Annotated in this window: 16 protein-coding genes; 8 read left to right on the forward strand and 8 right to left on the reverse strand. The window is 62.5% G+C overall.

Annotated elements, in window-relative coordinates; all coding sequences use genetic code 11:
• The first annotated feature begins 14 nt into the window (after positions 1 to 14).
• Positions 15 to 1001 (forward strand): zinc-binding dehydrogenase, encoded by a 987-nt coding sequence (locus tag BGO64_RS18460; protein WP_286701154.1) that lies wholly within the window; start codon positions 15 to 17, stop codon positions 999 to 1001.
• Between the two features lie 74 nt (positions 1002 to 1075).
• On the opposite strand, the gene BGO64_RS18465 is transcribed toward BGO64_RS18460, so the two are convergent.
• A complete protein-coding gene (locus BGO64_RS18465; RefSeq protein WP_045524369.1) occupies positions 1076 to 2095 on the reverse strand; it encodes an adenosine deaminase in 1020 nt (339 codons plus the stop codon).
• A gap of 201 nt (positions 2096 to 2296) precedes the next feature.
• On the opposite strand from BGO64_RS18465, the gene BGO64_RS18470 reads away from it, so the two are divergent.
• From BGO64_RS18470 to BGO64_RS18490, 5 genes are all read left to right on the forward strand, one after another.
• Positions 2297 to 3046 (forward strand): HAD-IIA family hydrolase, encoded by a 750-nt coding sequence (locus tag BGO64_RS18470; RefSeq protein ID WP_010675115.1) that lies wholly within the window; start codon positions 2297 to 2299, stop codon positions 3044 to 3046.
• 143 nt (positions 3047 to 3189) lie between these two features.
• On the forward strand, positions 3190 to 3558 hold the full coding sequence (locus BGO64_RS18475; protein ID WP_201888224.1) for a cupin domain-containing protein: 369 nt from the start codon (positions 3190 to 3192) through the stop codon (positions 3556 to 3558).
• A 205-nt stretch (positions 3559 to 3763) separates the two neighbouring features.
• Positions 3764 to 5428 (forward strand): asparagine synthase B, encoded by a 1665-nt coding sequence (asnB, locus tag BGO64_RS18480; protein ID WP_041213050.1) that lies wholly within the window; start codon positions 3764 to 3766, stop codon positions 5426 to 5428.
• Positions 5429 to 5595: 167 nt separating this feature from the next.
• Positions 5596 to 6096 (forward strand): thioredoxin family protein, encoded by a 501-nt coding sequence (locus BGO64_RS18485; RefSeq protein ID WP_286701155.1) that lies wholly within the window; start codon positions 5596 to 5598, stop codon positions 6094 to 6096.
• Between the two features lie 128 nt (positions 6097 to 6224).
• Entirely contained in the window at positions 6225 to 6848 is a 624-nt protein-coding gene (locus tag BGO64_RS18490) for a glutathione S-transferase family protein (RefSeq protein WP_263308713.1), read from the forward strand.
• Positions 6849 to 6919: 71 nt separating this feature from the next.
• Here the strand turns inward: BGO64_RS18490 and maiA are convergent, their stop codons facing one another.
• From maiA to BGO64_RS18520, 6 genes are all read right to left on the reverse strand, one after another.
• Complete coding sequence (gene maiA, locus BGO64_RS18495; protein ID WP_010675120.1) at positions 6920 to 7558, reverse strand: maleylacetoacetate isomerase; 639 nt, start codon at positions 7556 to 7558, stop codon at positions 6920 to 6922.
• 69 nt (positions 7559 to 7627) lie between these two features.
• Entirely contained in the window at positions 7628 to 8626 is a 999-nt protein-coding gene (locus BGO64_RS18500) for a fumarylacetoacetate hydrolase family protein (RefSeq protein ID WP_286701156.1), read from the reverse strand.
• A gap of 10 nt (positions 8627 to 8636) precedes the next feature.
• Complete coding sequence (locus BGO64_RS18505) at positions 8637 to 9785, reverse strand: homogentisate 1,2-dioxygenase (RefSeq protein ID WP_286701157.1); 1149 nt, start codon at positions 9783 to 9785, stop codon at positions 8637 to 8639.
• Positions 9778 to 10932, reverse strand: a complete 1155-nt coding sequence (gene hppD / locus BGO64_RS18510; RefSeq protein ID WP_052814552.1) for a 4-hydroxyphenylpyruvate dioxygenase — start codon at positions 10930 to 10932, stop codon at positions 9778 to 9780. Before hppD ends, BGO64_RS18505 begins: the two co-directional genes overlap by 8 nt.
• Positions 10933 to 11171: 239 nt before the next feature.
• Positions 11172 to 11825, reverse strand: a complete 654-nt coding sequence (locus tag BGO64_RS18515) for an HAD family hydrolase (RefSeq protein ID WP_201957382.1) — start codon at positions 11823 to 11825, stop codon at positions 11172 to 11174.
• A complete protein-coding gene (locus BGO64_RS18520; RefSeq protein ID WP_029314720.1) occupies positions 11822 to 12466 on the reverse strand; it encodes a TIGR01621 family pseudouridine synthase in 645 nt (214 codons plus the stop codon). The genes BGO64_RS18515 and BGO64_RS18520 overlap by 4 nt, the downstream gene beginning before the upstream one ends.
• 88 nt (positions 12467 to 12554) lie before the next feature.
• Here BGO64_RS18520 and BGO64_RS18525 point away from each other — a divergent pair, with 88 nt between their 5' ends.
• A complete protein-coding gene (locus BGO64_RS18525; RefSeq protein WP_010675126.1) occupies positions 12555 to 14147 on the forward strand; it encodes a GGDEF domain-containing protein in 1593 nt (530 codons plus the stop codon).
• A gap of 103 nt (positions 14148 to 14250) precedes the next feature.
• Here BGO64_RS18525 and BGO64_RS18530 read toward each other — a convergent pair whose 3' ends face one another.
• Positions 14251 to 15804, reverse strand: coding sequence for a methyl-accepting chemotaxis protein (locus BGO64_RS18530; protein WP_263308719.1), 1554 nt, complete (start codon positions 15802 to 15804; stop codon positions 14251 to 14253).
• 383 nt (positions 15805 to 16187) lie between these two features.
• Between BGO64_RS18530 and prpB the strand changes: the two genes are divergently transcribed.
• Positions 16188 to 17087 carry a methylisocitrate lyase gene (prpB, locus tag BGO64_RS18535; RefSeq protein WP_286701158.1) on the forward strand — a complete coding sequence of 300 codons (900 nt, stop codon included), beginning with the start codon at positions 16188 to 16190 and terminating at the stop codon, positions 17085 to 17087.
• Positions 17088 to 17151 lie beyond the last annotated feature (64 nt).

Genomic DNA, 17151 nt, shown 5'->3' on the forward strand with positions numbered 1-17151 from the left:
TCCAAGGAGTCACCATGACCCATACCCAGGCCTGGTGCTGGCACGCCCCCGGCGAACCGGACCAGCTCACCCTCACCCGGCAAGCGCTCCCCACCCCCGGGCCCGACGAGGTCCTCGTCGCCAACCGGATCATCGCCTTCAATCCGGTGGACTGGAAACTCATCGAACAGGGTCATCCCCACTGGCAGCCAGGCCATGTGCCCGGCGTCGATGGCATGGGCACCCTGGTGGCACTGGGGGCCAACGTCACCCACCTGCGCCCCGGCACCCGGGTCGCCTATCACACCGACTTGCGCCACGGCGGCAGCTTTGCCCGCCACACCCTGGTGCCGGCTCGCGCCCTGATGCCGGTGCCCGATGCCCTGAGCGACGAAGCGGCCGCCGCGCTCCCCTGCCCCGGCCTCACCGCCTGGCAGGCGCTGGCCAAGCTGCCGCACCTGCACGGGGAGGCCCTGCTCATCACGGGGGCTGGCAGCAGTGTCGGCCGCTTCGCGGTGCAACTTGCCCTCCAGAAGGGGGCCCGCGTCTTTGCCAGCGCCAGCCCGCGCCACCACCAGTGGCTCAAACAGCTAGGCGTGCAGGGGGTGGCGGACTATCGGGATCCCGACTGGCTGGCCCAGTTGCAGGCCGCCAACGGCGGTGAACCCTTCGAGGGGATCATCGATCTGGTCTCCAGCCAGCAGGCAGAAGCCTTGCTGCCTGCCCTTGGCTATTACGGCCACATGGTGACGGTGCTCGGGCGCATCGCGCGCAACCCGCTGCCCGCCTTTAGCCATTGCCACTCATTGCACGAGATTGCCCTCGGCGCCCAGCACGCCTTTGGCTCGGACAAACAGTGGAGCCGTCTGGTAGCGGCCGGTGTCGCCATGATGGCGCAGATGGCGAGCGGCGAGCTGACCCTGCCGCCGCTGGTGGTGGGCGACTTCGACGCCCTGCCTGCCCTGCTCACCCGCGTCAAGCAGGAGGGACAAGGGGAAAAGTATCTGGTGAGGGTGGGTTGATACCCGCCCAACGATGGCACAAAGAGGCCCGCCATAGCGGGCCTCCTCCATTCAAGGTGTGCAAGGCGGCCTGCTCAGTGCAGGCTCACCCCGTGCAGGGCGGCATGGAGGCGAATGTCCCGGGTCAGACGCACCTTGTCCGCGAGGCTCAGCCAGCTCGCCTCCACGGCATTGAGACTGAGTCGGCACAGCTGCTCCTGGCTGGCGCCAAGCCCGTCGGCCAGGGCCTGGAAGTTGGCCCCCAGGTATCCCCCGAAATAGGCGGGATCGTCGGAGTTCACGGTGACGCAGAGCCCCTGCTCCAGCAGCCTCAGCACATTGTGATGGGCCATCTGGTCAAACACCCTGAGCCGCACGTTGGAGAGGGGGCAGACGGTGAGGGGCAGCCGGGTATCCGCCAGATAGCTCAGCAGAGCGGGATCCTCGACGCAGCGCACCCCGTGATCGATGCGTTGCACTCCGAGCTCCCGGATCGCCTGCCAGATGTAGTCCGCAGGTCCCTCCTCCCCCGCGTGGGCCACCACCGGCAGCCCCAGCTCGCGGCAGCGAGCGAAGACCCGGGCGAACTTGCTGGGCGGGTTGCCCTGCTCCCCCGAATCGAGGCCGACCCCGTGCAGGCGCGCCAGGTACGGCGTGGCCTCTGCCAGGGTGGCGAATGCCGCCTCTTCACTCAGGTGGCGCAGGAAGCTCATGATAAGCCGCCAGCTGATGCCAAAGGCTGCTTCGCCAGCCTGTAGCGCCCGCTCGATGCCCCCCAGCACGGTGGCAAAGGGCACGCCGCGGGCGGTGTGGGTCTGGGGGTCGAAAAAGATCTCCACGTGCACCACGTGATCGGCAACGCAGCGCTCGAGATAGGCCCAGGTGAGGTCGAAGAAATCCTGTTCGTGGATGAGCACGCTGGCGCCGAGGTAGTAGAGATCGAGGAAGGATTGCAGGCCGTCGAACTCATAGGCGGCGCGCAGGCTGCCAACATCGGGCCAGGGCAGCGCCACCCCGTTGCGCTGACCGAGGGCGAACATCAGCTCGGGTTCGAGGGTCCCCTCGATATGCAGGTGCAGTTCCAGCTTGGGCAAGCCGGCAATAAAGTGCTCCATGATGACGGCTCCATCGTCAGACTCCGTGCGGACACCACCGGGGCGGCGCCCTCCCTTCGCCTTCATTGTGCACCCATCTGGCCCGCCGGAGGAGACTTGTCATCAAAGGGCCTTATAATGGCGGCACAAAAACCATAACCGATTGAAGAGACGAACAGAGGGATGCCCTGTCCCCGCTCTTGCGCCCTACAAGGAGAATTCATGAAGAAAAACGTCATCTGTGACATTGACGGCGTCATCCTGCACAACAACGATCTCATTCCCGGCGCCGACCGCTTCGTCCACCGCCTGCTGGAGCAGGGCAGCAAGCTCCTGTTCCTCACCAACTACCCGGCCCAGACCCAGAAAGATCTGCAAAACCGCTTCCGCTCCGCCGGAATAGAGGTGCCCGAGGAGTGCTTCTACACCTCCGCCATGGGCACCGCCGACTTTCTCAAGCGCCAGGATGGCAAGAAGGCCTATGTGATTGGCGAAGGGGCCCTGACCCACGAGCTCTATAAAGCCGGCTTCACCATCACCGATATCGACCCGGACTTCGTGGTGGTGGGGGAGACCCGCAACTACAACTGGACCATGATGCAGCAGGGCGCCAAGTTCGTGGATCAGGGGGCCCGCTTCATCGCCACCAACCCCGATACCCACGGCCCCCTGATGTACCCGGCCTGCGGCGCCCTGTGTGCCCCCATCGAGCGGATGACCGGCAAGAAGCCCTTCTATGTCGGCAAGCCGAGCGCCTGGATCATTCGCGCGGCCCTCAACCGGATGGAGGCTCACTCCGACGACACCATCATCATCGGCGACAACCTGCGCACCGACATCCTGGCAGGCTTCCAGGCCGGTCTCGAGACGGTGCTGGTGCTCTCCGGGGTGAGCAAGGTGGCGGACATCGACCGCATGCCGTTTAGACCGAACCACATCTTCGACTCCGTGGTGGACATCGACATCGTCTGATCCCGGGTGCCGCCCTTCCGGTAGCCTTCAGCCTGCACGGGCCCCCTTGGCAAAGGGGGCCCGTTTCGTTTAACGTAAGCGCAACATCGTTAAACAAACTAAACGGGAGCAGGATGCTCCCCTCGCCACCCCAAGGACGCACCATGAAGAGCCTGAACGACTGGATCCTGCTGGACAAACACACTGTCTCCCCCACCCCGCTGATGCCGGCCCCCGAGCGCATCAAGGCCGGGACGCCGAGCCAGACGGCATGGAACCACTACTCCGACCCGAGCCAGCAGTTTCACGTGGGCTTCTGGGCTTGCGAGCCGGGCTGCTGGGCCGTTCACTATACCGAACACGAATACTGCCAGATGCTGGAAGGGGAGGCGGTGATCCACGACGAGCAGGGCGGCCGGCTGCACCTCAAACCGGGGGATCAGTTCGTCATTCCCGCCGGTTTTGTCGGGCAGTGGGAGACCCTCACCCCTTGTCGCAAGCTCTATGTGATCTTCGAACCCGCCGCGACTTGACGCGCACGTCAACCCTGGCCCTATCTCTTCAGGCGGCCGGGCGGCCGCCATCCCCTGCGCAACTTGACGCTTACGGCATGATTTTCTGCGGTTTTCCCGCTTGCAAAAGGGTTTTCCGCTAGGCATTGTGATTGGCGAGGAATGTAAATGGAATTTCGAGCCCAAACGTGGGGGGCTCATATAAAAATCAAGAGGATTACCGCCAATGTGTTCTATTTTCGGCATTCTGGACATCAAGACCGACGCCACTGCCCTGCGCAAATCGGCCCTGGAGATGTCCAAGCGACTGCGTCACCGCGGGCCTGACTGGTCCGGCGTCTACAGCTCCGACAAGGCCATCCTGGTGCACGAGCGCCTGGCCATCGTCGATCCGGGCAACGGCGCACAGCCTCTCTACAACCCCGAGCGCACGCACGTATTGGCCGTCAACGGCGAGATCTACAACCACAAGGAGCTGGAGAAGAACCTCAAGGTCGACTTCCAGTTCCAGACCCACTCCGACTGTGAAGTGCTGCTGGCCCTCTACAAGGAGAAGGGCCCGGCGTTCCTGGACGATCTGAACGGCATCTTCGCCTTCATCCTCTATGACGCCGAGCAGGATGCCTACCTGATTGGTCGCGACCACATGGGGATCATCCCCCTCTATACCGGCCGCGACGAACACGGCAACTTCTATGTCGCCTCCGAGATGAAGGCCCTGGTGCCCGTGTGCAAGAGCGTCGAAACCTTCCCGCCGGGACACTACCTGTGGAGCAAGGATGGCGAGCTTAAAACTTGGTACAAACGGGACTGGATGGAATACGCGCCGGTCGAGCACAACGTCAGCGACAAGGCCGAGCTCAAAGCGGCCCTGGAAGCGGCGGTCAAGCGCCAGCTGATGTGCGACGTGCCCTACGGCGTGCTGCTCTCCGGTGGTCTGGATTCGTCCGTCATCTCCGCCATCACCAAGCTCTATGCCGCCCGCCGGGTGGAAGACGATGGCAAGAGCGAAGCCTGGTGGCCCCAGCTGCACTCCTTCGCCGTCGGCCTGGAAGGGTCGCCGGATCTCGCTGCCGCCCGCAAGGTGGCCGATCACCTCGGCACCATCCACCACCAGATCCACTTCACCGTGCAGGAAGGGCTGGATGCCCTGCGGGACGTCATCTATCACCTCGAGACCTATGACGTCACCACCATCCGCGCCTCCACGCCCATGTATCTGATGGCCCGCTACATCAAGGCGATGGGGATCAAGATGGTGCTGTCGGGAGAGGGCTCCGACGAGCTGTTCGGCGGCTACCTCTACTTCCACAAGGCCCCCAACGCCCGCGAGTTTCACGAAGAGAACGTGCGCAAGCTCGCCTCCCTGCACCTCTATGACTGCCTGCGGGCCAACAAGTCCATGGCCGCCTGGGGCGTGGAAGGCCGCGTGCCCTTCCTCGACAAGGAGTTCATGGACGTGGCGATGCGCCTCAACCCCGCCGACAAGATGTGCGGCAAGGGCAAGATCGAGAAGCACATCCTGCGCGAAGCCTTCGAGGATCTGCTGCCCCACGAAGTGGCGTGGCGCCAGAAGGAGCAGTTCTCCGACGGCGTGGGCTACTCCTGGATTGATAGCCTGAAAGCCATGGTCGAGGAAGAGGTGACGGATCAGATGTTCGAGGCAGCGGCCTTCCGCTTCCCCGTCAACACCCCGCTCACCAAGGAGGCGTACTACTACCGCGCCATCTTCGACGAGCACTTCCCGCTGGAGTCCGCCGCCCGCACCGTGCCCTACGGCAAGTCAGTCGCCTGCTCCACCCCGACCGCGCTGGAGTGGGATGCCAAGTTCAAGGAGATGGCCGACCCCTCCGGTCGCGCCGTGATGGACGTCCACCAGCAGGGTTACTGATCGCCCCTGACCTGAATACAAAGCCCCTCTCGAGGGGCTTTGTTGTTTTCTGCCATTCCATTGCCGCTTTTTGCCTTCCCCTTCCCTGTTTGCGGCTTGGCGCAGGAAACGCCTCGTGTCACATTGTCTGCGCCTGGAAGCAAAGATAACGACACAAGGAAGAGACCATGAAACGACTGTTACTGCCCCTGATACTGGGCTCCCTCCTTTTCAATGGCACCGCCTGCGCGGGCGACCACCTCTGGAGTCAGAGCCTGCCCGATTACAGCCAGGGTTATGACGAGACGCGGGATCCGGCCCGCGATCTCGCCGCCGCTACCGCCAAGGCCAGTGCCGAGGGCAAGAAAGTCCTGTTGCTGGTGGGGGGCGAATGGTGCAGCTGGTGCCAGGAGATGAACCGCTTTCTGGACCGGGAACCCGATCTCGCCGGCCAGCTCAACCGCACCTTCGTGGTGGTCAAGGTGAACGTCAGCGAGCAGAACAAGAATGAATCCTTCCTGAAAGCCTATCCCGAATATCTGGGGGTCCCCCACTTCTACGTGCTGGATGCCAAAGGCAAGCTGCTGGAATCCTTCAACACCGGGCTGCTGGAGAAGGGGAAGAGTTACGACGGGGAGAAACTCGGCAAATTTATCGCCTATTTCCAGCCCAGGACCACCCACGGCTGACTCGCCAGTCAATCAAACAGGGCCCCGCACGGTCAGTGACAGTGCAGGGCCTTGATGGAAGCGCAAACAGGGAAGTGGCATGTCTGCGACAAACAGGCCATCCATCACCCCGGACAAGGACGAAAAAGATGTTGCGAATACTGGGCAAGGCGTCGTCAATCAATGTGCGCAAGGTACTGTGGACCTGCGCCGAACTGGCCCTCCCCTTCGAGCTGGAGGAGTGGGGATCCGGCTTCAAACCCACGGACACCCCGGCGTTTCTGGCGCTCAACCCCAATGCCATGGTGCCTGTCATTCAGGATGAGGATTTTACGCTGTGGGAGTCGAACACCATCATCCGCTACCTGGCGACGCGCCATGGTGCCAATGCACTCTATCCCGCCGAGGCGAGAGCCAGGGCTCGGGTCGATCAATGGATTGACTGGCAGGCATCGGACTTGAACAGCGCCTGGCGCTACGCCTTCCTGTCGCTGGTGAGGCGCTCCCCCCAGCATCAAGACCATCAGGCCCTTCACGCAGCTTGCCTGCAGTGGTCTCACTGCATGGAGATCCTGGAGAGACAGCTTCAAACAACCGGAGGATATGTGGCCGGTCCGCACTTCTCGCTGGCAGACATTCCCATCGGGCTGTCAGTCAACCGCTGGCTGGAGACGCCCTATGATCGCCCGTCGCTACCCGCCGTGGACGACTACTACCAGCGACTGAAAGAGCGGCCGGGGTTTCGACGCTATGGGGCCAATGGCACGCCCTGAGGCGAGCAAGATAACCCGGGCAAGAAAGAGACGGCAGACCGGGCCAACGCGCTGGCCCGGTCTGCACAGCTTCAGGGCTGGGCATCCGGCTGATTGGCGGGGGCGGCCTTGATAAAGGCCTGCAACTGCTCGCAGTTGGCGACGATGCGCGCAATGGTGGGGTAGTCATCCAGGGTCATGTCAAAGCGGCGGGCGTTGTAGACCTGGGGCACCAGCATGCAGTCCGCCAGGGTGACCTCGTTGCCCACGCAATAGATGCCGGCGGTGGTCATGAGAAGCTGCTCCAGCGCGGTGAAGGTCTCGTCTATCCAGTGGCGATACCAGGCATCCCGCGCCATCTTGCTCTGCCCCAGCTCCTGCTCCAGGTAGTGCAGCACGCGCAGGTTGTTGAGGGGGTGGGTGTCACAGGCGATCATGTTGACTATCTGGCGCACCCGGGCGCGCTCGATGGGGGCGGAGGGCATCAGGGGGTAGGCGGGATAGGTCTCGTCGAGGTACTCCATGATGGCCACCGACTGACCCAGATGCACGTCATCGTCCACGAGAAACGGCACCAGCCCCTGGGGATTGACCCGGCGGTAGGCCTTCTCCTTCTGCTCACCCTGCCGCAAGTTGACCGGGTGCTGCTCATAATCGAGCCCCTTGAGTTGCAGTACCAAACGCACGCGAAAGCTGGCCGATGAGCGCCAATATCCAAACAACTGCAGCATAGTGTGTCCCTGTGGTGGCAGGTGTCTGCCACCTGCCGTGTCGCCCGCCCCTCCAGGGGTCGGGCTCTCCTAGCTCGCCCGCTCGGCCGTTGCTTGCGTGACCCGCTGCAAAATGGTGCCAAACAGACTCATCCCGTTGCGATCCTGCATCGCGATGGACACTGTATCACCAAAGCGCAGAAAGGGTGTAGTGGCTTGACCTGACTCGATAATTTCCAGCATCCGCCGCTCGGCAAGGCAGGAGGATCCCCGGCTTCTGTCGTAGTTGGAGACGGTGCCCGAGCCGATGATGCAGCCCGCCCCGAGCGGCCTTGTCTTGGCGGCATGGGCAATCAGCTCATCAAAGGTGAAGGTCATGTCCATCCCGGCGTCGGGCTGCCCGAACAGGGCGCCGTTGAGGTGGGTCACCAGGGGCAGGTGGACCTTGCCATCGCGCCAGTCATCCCCCAGCTCGTCCGGGGTGATGGCCACCGGCGAGAAGCTGCTGGAGGGCTTGGACTGGAAGAAGCCGAAGCCCTTGGCAAGCTCCCCGGGAATGAGGTTGCGCAGGCTCACGTCGTTGACCAGCATCAAGAGCTTGATGTGGCTCGCCGCCCCCTGCGAACGGATACCCATGGGCACGTCGTCGGTGATGACGGCGACTTCCGACTCGAAGTCGATCCCCCACTCCTCGGAGCCCATCACGATGGGGCCACGGGGCGGCAGGAAGCTGTCAGAGCCTCCCTGATACATCAGGGGATCGTGCCAGAAGCTCTCAGGCATCTCGGCGCCGCGCGCCTTGCGCACCAGCTCCACGTGGTTGACGTAGGCACTGCCGTCAATCCACTGGTAGGCGCGGGGCAGCGGGGAGAGGCACGCCTCCTCATCGAAGGGGAAGGCGTCGGGGCAGGCGTCCTCGTTGAGTCGCTGATAGACGTTCGCCAATTGCGGCGCCACTTCGCCCCACTGGTCGAGGGCCGACTGCAGGGTCGGGGCAATGGTCGTCACGTGGACGGCGCGCGCCAGATCGCGGCTCACCACCACCAGGGCGCCGTCGCGCTTGCCATTGTTCAGGGTTGCCAGTTTCATATCGAATTCCTTATTTGCCGAGCGTCTCTGGACGCTGCCAGCTGGTGACATAACCGGGGTGTTCGACCCCTTCGCAGATCGGGCCGACGGCCAGGGCATCACGGGTGTCGAGCATCACCGCCACCTCGTCGGTGAAGGTCTTGGCATGAGCCAGCCCCGCCGCAAAGGCCTTGGGATGGGGACCATGGGTGAAGCCGGCAGGGTGGAAGGTGACCATGCCCTGCTTGATGTTGTCCCGGCTGAAGAAGTCCCCGGCGTGGTAGAAGAGCACCTCGTCGAAGTCGTCGTTGCTGTGGTAGAAGGGCACCCGCAGGGCACCTGGGTCACTCTCGATGGGACGCGGCACGAAGGTGCAGATGACAAAACGGCTCGCCACGAAGGTGGTGTGGGCCGAGGGAGGCAGGTGGTAGCGGTGGCTCATCAGCGGGCGGATATCCCGCCAGTTGAGGCGCACCACGCACAAGTCCCCGTGCCACCCTTGTGCATCCAGCGGGTTGAACGGCCAGGTGACGACCGAGACCTGATCGTGGCGCTTGATCTGCAGCGACCAGGGGTTTTCATCCTGCTGGGCCAGGAAGCGCTCATTGATGGCGGGCACGTCCAGGGCCGCCGGATCGAAGATGGCGTGATTGCCCACCAGTCCCTTGTCCGGCAGCTGATAACTGTCTTCCGTCGCCTCGATCATCAGGATGAAGAGGGGCGCGGTGGGCTCGATGCGCCACATGGTGCCACGGGGGATCACCACATAGTCGCCATCTCTCAAGATGAGGTGCCCGTAGTCGCAGTAAAACTCACCGCTCCCCTCGTGAATGAACAGGAGCTCGTCGCCATCGGCGTTTCGCACCAGAAACGGCATGGGCTCATGCAGGCGCCAGATGCGGTAGCGGCAGTGGGGGTTGCTGAGCAGATCCGGCATCACCCAGGGGGAGAGAGAGCTCACCTCCTCCTGCAGATCGTTCAGATCAAACGCCCGTGGCCGAAGCGGCCCCTCCCAGTTGACCCAGTCGGTGGGAGCATGCTTGTGGTGCATGTGGGTGGCCGGACCGAAGAAGCCCGAGCGCCCCAGCTCGCGCTCATAGATGGCCTGCTCCGGCAGATCGGCATGGGCCTGGCGGGAGTGGGTTCCCTCCCGATGGGGGAAGCTTATCCAGTTACGCATCGCTCGGTTCTCCGTTTTTCTGGCCCTGCGCGGCACTGTTCACCTCCCCTTGCGTGGATCCGTCCAGCACGCCACGGCGGATCTGATCCAGCTCGATGGATTCGAACAATGCCTGGAAGTTGCCCTCACCAAAGCCCTCGTTGCCCTTGCGCTGGATGATCTCGAAGAACACGGGACCGATGACGGTGTCGGTGAAGATCTGCAGCAGGATGCCGTCCTTCGTCGGCGAGCCGTCGATGAGGATGCGCAGCGTCTTCAGCGCGGCCAGATCCTCCTGATGACCCGCGACCCGGCTGTCCACCTTCTCGTAGTAGGTGTCCGGCGTCGGCATGAAGCCGGTTCCCCGCCCTCTGAGCGTGCGGATGGTGTGATAGATGTCGGCAGAGGCGAGCGCGATGTGCTGGATCCCCTCCCCCTTGTACTGGCGCAGGTACTCCTCTATCTGGGACTTGTCGTCCGCCGACTCGTTGATGGGAATGCGAATTTTGCCGCAAGGGGCCGTCATGGCGCGCGAGTGCAGTCCGGTCAGCTTGCCCTCGATGTCGAAGTAGCGGATTTCCCGGAAGTTGCCGATCCGCTCGTAGAAATTCGACCAGAGGTTCATGTTGCCGCGATGGACGTTGTGGGTCAGGTGGTCGATCTCATAGAGCCCCGCGTCCACCTCGGCCATGCGGGCCTGCCAGTCGGGGTAGAAGATAAAGTCCACGTCATAGATGGAGCCCCGCTCGCCATAGCGATCGACAAAGGAGAGGGTACTCTCGCCGATGCCGTAGATGGCGGGGATGTTGAGCTCCATGGGGCCGATTTTGCCCACAAACGGCTTGGCCCCCTGGCCAATAGCGTACTGCTGGGCACGGCCGGCATCGCTCACCCGAAACGCCATGCCGCACACGCTCGGACCATGGGCCCGGGCAAACTCCTCCGCTTGGGAGTGGGGCTCGGCATTGACCACGAAGTTGATGTCCCCCTGGCGATAGAGCCAGCACTGCTTGTGCCTGTGCTTGGCCACTTCGGCAAAGCCCAGTGAGACGAACAACGCCTTGAGGGCCGCAATGCCCTTGAGATCCGGCGCCGTGTACTCGACGAACTCAAACCCGTCAGTGCCAAGGGGGTTGATGGTGTGAGTACGGGAAGAAGGGGTGGTCATGATGCGCTCCTTGCGATGAACTGATAACGAAACGGTTCACGCCGCAAGGGCTCGACAGGCAGCCCGCACGGCATTGTTAACAACTTGTTTCATTAGAGTGACAAGCGCAGGGAATGAGAAGGGGCGGCGTTCAGATAGTTTGGCGAGGATCCGCGCCAAAAAATGTAAATGATATGTGACATCACAGCCCCAACCTTGCACTGCGCTCGTTAGCGTCCCGCAAGGCTGTCAGCTTTGCCTTACAGCGACCAATAACGGGGTTCGATATGGGGCAGTACCGCCCTCGCTTTTAGCAATCGAGTCCTTTGCGGGTTGATGAGCCAGGCCTGCTCCCCCAACGCCAGCAGGGGCAGATCGTGCAGGCTGTCACTCAGGGTGAGTGCGGCCTCCAGGGTCAGGAGCTCGGGCAGCAGCTTGTGCCTGCCATGGCAATAGAAGCGCGGCACCAGGCCGCCGAAACGGTAACCCATCCGCGAGCCGATGATGCGGTGAGGGAGCCTTGGCAGTTGACGATGGAGCTGGGCACGGACCAGGGCGCGGGGACTGGCGGAGATGACCCAGCAGCGGCACCCCTCCCCCGTCAGGAGGGCTCGCGCCTCCCGATACAGACCGGGCCGGGTCAGGCTGTACTGCCGTACCAGGGCGCGCCAGGCCAGGGGGGATAGCCCGAGGGTGATGGCCCACCAGATGAGTGCAATGCCGCGACTGCGCTGACCTGGCAGCAGATAGATCACGGCACCGAACGCCATCAGTGGCCACAGCAGCAGCGGCCAGATACGGCGGCGCAAGATGAAACGCAGCAACCCCGCATGGCTGTCATCCGGCGCCAGGGTGTCATCGAAGTCGGCCAGGATCCAGCCGCGGGCTGGGACTCTCGCGGTTGCAGCACTCATTCGGTGATCTCTGCGATGGCGGCATGCAACTCGGGCAGGAGGAACAGCGCTCCCTCATCGGGCGGACAAACGAGATCGAAGCTCTCACCTGCCAGGGTGAAGGCGAGGCGCCAGGCGTGCAGATAACCGCGATCCGCCGCCGTGCCGCCGTAACGCTCATCTCCGAGGATGGGGGCTCCCACGCTCTTCAAGGCCACCCGGATCTGGTGGGTCTTGCCGGTCCGGGGCTTGATACGATAAAGGCGCAGCCCCTCGCGCACCGAAACGGAGTCGAACCAGCTGATGGCCGGGTTATCCTGGGTGCGGCTCAGCATCCAGCTGCCGCCTCGCCCTTTCTCCATGTCACCCTTCACCCAGCCCTGCTTCTTCTTCGGCTTGCGATCGGAGAGGGCCAGATACTGCTTGCTCACTTCCCGCGCCGCGAAAGCCATGCTGAGGGCGCGATTCGCTTCGGCGGTGCGGGCCAGCAGCACCAACCCAGAGGTCATCTTGTCCAGTCGATGGACCGGATAGAGGTCAAGACCGGTATCCATTCTGACCCGATTGACGAGACCCGGCTCGCCGGCATCATCGTGCATGCCAATGCCCGGACGCTTGTTGATCACCATGAAATCTTTGTGCTGCAATTGTATCCGGTACATGTATAACCCTTTAGAATGTTACTTGTTAACAACTTGAATGCAGGCCTGCAGGCCATCTTCATGGACCCTCAGCACAAGAATCGCGCGAATGAAAAAATGCCTGTTTTGGCTGTTGTTGCTTGGCATCACTTGCTTCTCGCCCCTCCAGGCCAGTGAACGGACACGTGATCTGCCGGAGAAGGTGGTATTGCAGTTGCGCTGGCTGCATCAGCCCCAGTTTGTGGGCTATCACATGGCCAAGGCCAAGGGGTATTACGCCGACGCCGGTCTGGATGTCGAGATAAGGCCAGGTGGCAAGGGAATAAGTCCGGTTCAGGAGGTGCTGGCCGGACGCGCCGACTTTGGCGTCGGCAACACCGAGGTGCTGACCCACTACGCCCAGGGCAAGCCGCTGCTGGCGCTGGCCAGCGTCTACCAGCACTCTCCCTCCATCTTCCTGGCACGCCGCGACAGCGGCATTCTCACCGTTGCGGACATGCGTGGCAAACGGATCATGATGTTTCCGGGTCATCAGGATGCAGAACTGCTGGCCACCCTCTACTATCAGGGGCTTCACGAGCGCCAGCTCATCCCGGTACCCACTTCGGTCAACATCGACGATCTGATCGCCGGCCGGATAGACATCTTCAACGCCTATCTGAGCAATGAGCCCTTCTATCTGGAAGAGCGCGGCATCTCGGTGTCCGTCATCAACCCTCGCAACTACGGCATCGATTTCTACAGCGACATTCTCTTCACCACCCAGGCACAGGAGCGGCTCAATCCGGAGCGGGTGGCACGTTTTCGTGCAGCCAGCCTCAAGGGATGGCGCTATGCCCTCACCCACCCCGAGGAAGCCATCGCCCTGCTGCGCACAGAGTATGGCGTCAACCGCAGTCAGGCCCACATGGAATACGAGTTGCAGATGAGCAAGGAGATGATCCAGCCGCTCTATGTGGAGATCGGGTATATGAATCCGGATCGCTTCGCTCACATCATGCAGCAGCTGGTGGAGATAGGCCTCCTTGCCAAACCGGTCTCCCTGACCCGTTTTCTCTATCAGGTTCCCTCAGAACAGTGGAGCTTCTGGCGTCCATGGTTCCTGCTGAGCCTGGGTGTTGGTGGTCTCATCCTGCTGCTCTCCCTCTATCTTCTGATGAGCAACAAGCGGCTCAACCAGGAAGTGGCCCTGCGCAAGCAGCGAGAGCAGGAGATACTGCAACTGGCCCGCCTCGATCCCCTTACCGGGCTGCCCAATCGCCTGAGCCTGATGGAGCAGTTGAAACACCAGGTGCAAAGCGACAATCCGGGCTGCCTGCTGTTTTGCGATCTCAATGACTTCAAGCGCATCAACGACAACTTCGGCCACAGCCAGGGGGATGCCATCCTCTGCCAGCTGGCCCGACGGATCCACGACGCCATCGGCCACCAGTGCTATTTTGCCCGCTTGGCGGGGGACGAGTTCATCCTGCTGCTGCCGGGCTACGATATCCGTCAGGCAGAGGAGGTCACCGCCGTGATCCGCCAGGCCATGCAGGCCCCCTTCGTGGTCAATGACCAGCCGATGCAGGTGGGCATCAGCATCGGCGTCAGCCACTACCAGCATGACTGGAGCCCGGAGCAGTGGCTCATTCAGGCCGACAGGGCCATGTATTGTGACAAGGGCGGCCGCGTCATCACGCTGGCGGAGCAGTCCGGCTGACTGGTTCATCTCCCGGCACACAGAGCCGATACCCCCATGAAACCAATAAACAGGAAGGCCACCCCAGGGGTGGCCTTCCTGCATTGCATGAGTCTGACCGCTCTTACCCGAAGGTCTGCCCCAGGGATTTGAGCTGGCGAGCCTTGGTGAGCAGGATGTCGCTCGAAGCGTCCATGTCCTGCATCTTGTTGCTGTTGGTGTGGGAGTGCTGGGAGATGGCGTTGACGTTGCGGCTGATGTCCTCCACCACCGCCTGCTGCTCCTCTGCCGCCGTCGAGATCTGGGCCGAGAGGTCCACCACCCGTTCTATTTCCGCCAGCACCTGATGCAGGCTCTCTGATCCCTGGCGGGTCAGGGTCACGCAGGATTGGGTCTGTTGCAGGTTCTGCTGCATCATTCCCTTCCAGCCGTTCAGGGTACGCTGGATCTGGCCTATGCTGCTCTGGATCTGCTCGGTCGCCTTGTGGGTGCGCGTGGAGAGGGTTCGCACCTCGTCCGCCACCACCGCAAAGCCTCGCCCCTGCTCCCCTGCCCGCGCCGCCTCGATGGCGGCGTTGAGCGCCAGCAGATTGGTCTGATCCGCAATGCCCTGGATCTCGCTCATCAGCACACCGATGCGGTCCGACTCCTCCGCCAGTGCCACGGCGGCCGTGAAGGCATGCTCTGCCTGGGTGGCCAGCTCCGTCACCCTGTGCTGGGTATCTTCCAGCTGCTGATCGGTGTGTTGGCAGTGCGCCTTGGCCTGGGCTATCTGGTTGTCCGTCTCTAGGATATTGCGGGCAATCTCGTGGGCTGTCGCCGCCATCTCGGTGATGGCCGTCGCCACCTGCTGGGTCTGGATATCCTGTTCGGCGATGTCGGCGCTCGCCTCGCTGGAGGCTGTTTTCAGATGCACCGCGAGATCCTGCAGGGAGAGGGTCGCATCGTCCACTCGTCCAAGGACGGTGCGGATCCTGGCCTGCAACAGCTTGATGTGGAAGTCTGCAATGGCACTGGCATCCTCCCCCGAATAGATGAGCCGGGTCAGGCTGTCATATTCGTCCGCGAGCTGTCGCAGATAACGGGGGGTAGTGATGAGGGTGTCACGATAGATCAGGGCCAGCCACAAGAGAGGCAACAGGGTGAACAACGGCCCCCAGGGCCCCATCAGATAGCCCCCCCCCGCCAGCATCAGCAAGACACCGACGATGGCCAGCCCGTGGCGCATCGGGCGCAGGCTCAATCCGCCCTTTCGCTCCCCCCGCTCCACGCTCTTCAATCTGGCATAGGTGCGCCCGGCCACGGCTTTCATCTCCGGCGCGGCGCGACTGCGGACCGACTGGTAGCCATTGATCCGCCCCTGCTCGAAGATAGGGGTGACATAGGCATCCACCCAATAGTAACGCCCATCCTTGCAGCGGTTTTTCACCATGCCGCGCCAGGGTTTGCCCTGCTTGAGCTTGCCCCAGAGGTCAGCAAAGGCGGCCTTGGGCATGTCCGGGTGGCGAACCATGTTGTGGTGCTGGCCGATGAGCTCGGCCCGGCTGTACCCCGCTACCCGGCAGAAGTGATCATTGGCGTAGGTGATCACACCCTGCAGGTCCGTAGTGGAGACCAGCTGTTCATTGGCAGGAAAATCCACCTCTTCGTCGATGAGATGAACCTGGCTTTTCTTCATGGCGCACACCCCTTGTTTGATCACCCACTGAGCGTAGCCAAACGCCTACGGGCAAGCAACGCAGAGACCCAGTCGGGGAGGATGGCTGAGACACAATTTGCATCCTGTTTGACGCCGCGCAAGATTTTGGCCCCCAAAGCCCCTATTTGGCCAAAAAATGCCCGGTATTTTCCCAGGTTCACCTCTCTCCCGCACGATGCATCACACCAAAAAATGGGTCCAACGAGTCTGTGATACTGGCGTTGCAGGGAACCCCGTCAGGGGAGAGCGCACTTGATGCGACCTTGGACCTAAGCATAATTGACGTTAACGTAAACGTAGTGTGAGATGATACCGTTCACCCTACACATCCAGCAGACACGCACCCTATGAAAGGAGTCACCATGTCCCACCTCTCCCCCTCGGCCGGCAAGCGTTTTCGCACGGCCCTGGCCAACGAAAAGCCCCTGCAGATTGTCGGCACCATCAATGCCTACATGGCGCTGATGGCCGAGCGCAGCGGCTTCCAGGCCCTCTATCTCTCTGGCGCCGGGGTGGCGAACGCCTCCTATGGCCTGCCGGATCTCGGCATGACCTCCATGAATGACGTGCTCATCGATGCCGAACGCATCACGGCCGCCACCCAGGTGCCACTCCTGGTGGACATCGACACCGGCTGGGGGGGCGCCTTCAACATCGCCCGCACCATCCGCGCCTTCGAGCGTGGCGGTGTGGCCGCCGTCCACATGGAAGATCAGGTGGCCCAGAAGCGCTGCGGTCACAGGCCGAACAAGGCGGTGGTCACGGTCTCGGAGATGGTGGACAGGATCAAGGCCGCAGTGGATGCCCGCCAGGACGAACATTTCGTCATCATGGCCCGCACCGACGCCCTGGCGGTGGAAGGACTGGGCTCGGCCCTGGAGCGGGCCGCAGCCTATGTGGAGGCCGGTGCCGACATGATCTTCGCCGAGGCGGTCACCGAACTGGATCAGTACGATCGCTTCAAGCAGGCGGCCGGGGTGCCAATCCTCGCCAACATGACCGAGTTCGGCAAGACCGATCTGTTTGACAAGGAGGCGCTCGCCGCCCACGGCGTGGACATGGTGCTCTACCCCCTGAGCGCCGCCCGCGCCGCCAACCAGGCCGCCCTCAATGTCTATCAGACGCTTCGCCGCGACGGCCACCAGCGCGCCGTGGTCGACACCATGCAGACCCGGGAGTCCCTCTACGATTTTCTCGGTTACCACCACTACGAGCAGACCCTGGACAGGCTGTTCACCCAGGATCTGTCGACCAAGGAATAAGACGGCGACCGGCCGCCTTATGCTGGCGGCTGGCGCATCAACGGACTGAATGAGGAAACATGTG

This window comes from Aeromonas sp. 62-46, from assembly GCF_001898585.1.
In the GTDB taxonomy this organism is placed as follows: Bacteria; Pseudomonadota; Gammaproteobacteria; order Enterobacterales; family Aeromonadaceae; genus Aeromonas; species Aeromonas caviae.

Excerpts from the sequence above, each read along its gene's own strand:
- BGO64_RS18500 (WP_286701156.1), bottom strand. The coding sequence starts at position 8,626 with ATGAAACTGGCAACCCTGAACAATGGCAAGCGCGACGGCGCCCTGGTG.
- BGO64_RS18520 (WP_029314720.1), bottom strand. The coding sequence starts at position 12,466 with ATGTACCGGATACAATTGCAGCACAAAGATTTCATGGTGATCAACAAG.
- prpB (WP_286701158.1), top strand. The coding sequence starts at position 16,188 with ATGTCCCACCTCTCCCCCTCGGCCGGCAAGCGTTTTCGCACGGCCCTG.
- BGO64_RS18515 (WP_201957382.1), bottom strand. The coding sequence starts at position 11,825 with ATGAGTGCTGCAACCGCGAGAGTCCCAGCCCGCGGCTGGATCCTGGCC.
- BGO64_RS18485 (WP_286701155.1), top strand. The coding sequence starts at position 5,596 with ATGAAACGACTGTTACTGCCCCTGATACTGGGCTCCCTCCTTTTCAAT.
- BGO64_RS18460 (WP_286701154.1), top strand. The coding sequence starts at position 15 with ATGACCCATACCCAGGCCTGGTGCTGGCACGCCCCCGGCGAACCGGAC.
- BGO64_RS18505 (WP_286701157.1), bottom strand. The coding sequence starts at position 9,785 with ATGCGTAACTGGATAAGCTTCCCCCATCGGGAGGGAACCCACTCCCGC.
- BGO64_RS18530 (WP_263308719.1), bottom strand. The coding sequence starts at position 15,804 with ATGAAGAAAAGCCAGGTTCATCTCATCGACGAAGAGGTGGATTTTCCT.
- BGO64_RS18470 (WP_010675115.1), top strand. The coding sequence starts at position 2,297 with ATGAAGAAAAACGTCATCTGTGACATTGACGGCGTCATCCTGCACAAC.
- BGO64_RS18490 (WP_263308713.1), top strand. The coding sequence starts at position 6,225 with ATGTTGCGAATACTGGGCAAGGCGTCGTCAATCAATGTGCGCAAGGTA.
- hppD (WP_052814552.1), bottom strand. The coding sequence starts at position 10,932 with ATGACCACCCCTTCTTCCCGTACTCACACCATCAACCCCCTTGGCACT.
- asnB (WP_041213050.1), top strand. The coding sequence starts at position 3,764 with ATGTGTTCTATTTTCGGCATTCTGGACATCAAGACCGACGCCACTGCC.
- BGO64_RS18465 (WP_045524369.1), bottom strand. The coding sequence starts at position 2,095 with ATGGAGCACTTTATTGCCGGCTTGCCCAAGCTGGAACTGCACCTGCAT.
- BGO64_RS18525 (WP_010675126.1), top strand. The coding sequence starts at position 12,555 with ATGAAAAAATGCCTGTTTTGGCTGTTGTTGCTTGGCATCACTTGCTTC.
- BGO64_RS18475 (WP_201888224.1), top strand. The coding sequence starts at position 3,190 with ATGAAGAGCCTGAACGACTGGATCCTGCTGGACAAACACACTGTCTCC.
- maiA (WP_010675120.1), bottom strand. The coding sequence starts at position 7,558 with ATGCTGCAGTTGTTTGGATATTGGCGCTCATCGGCCAGCTTTCGCGTG.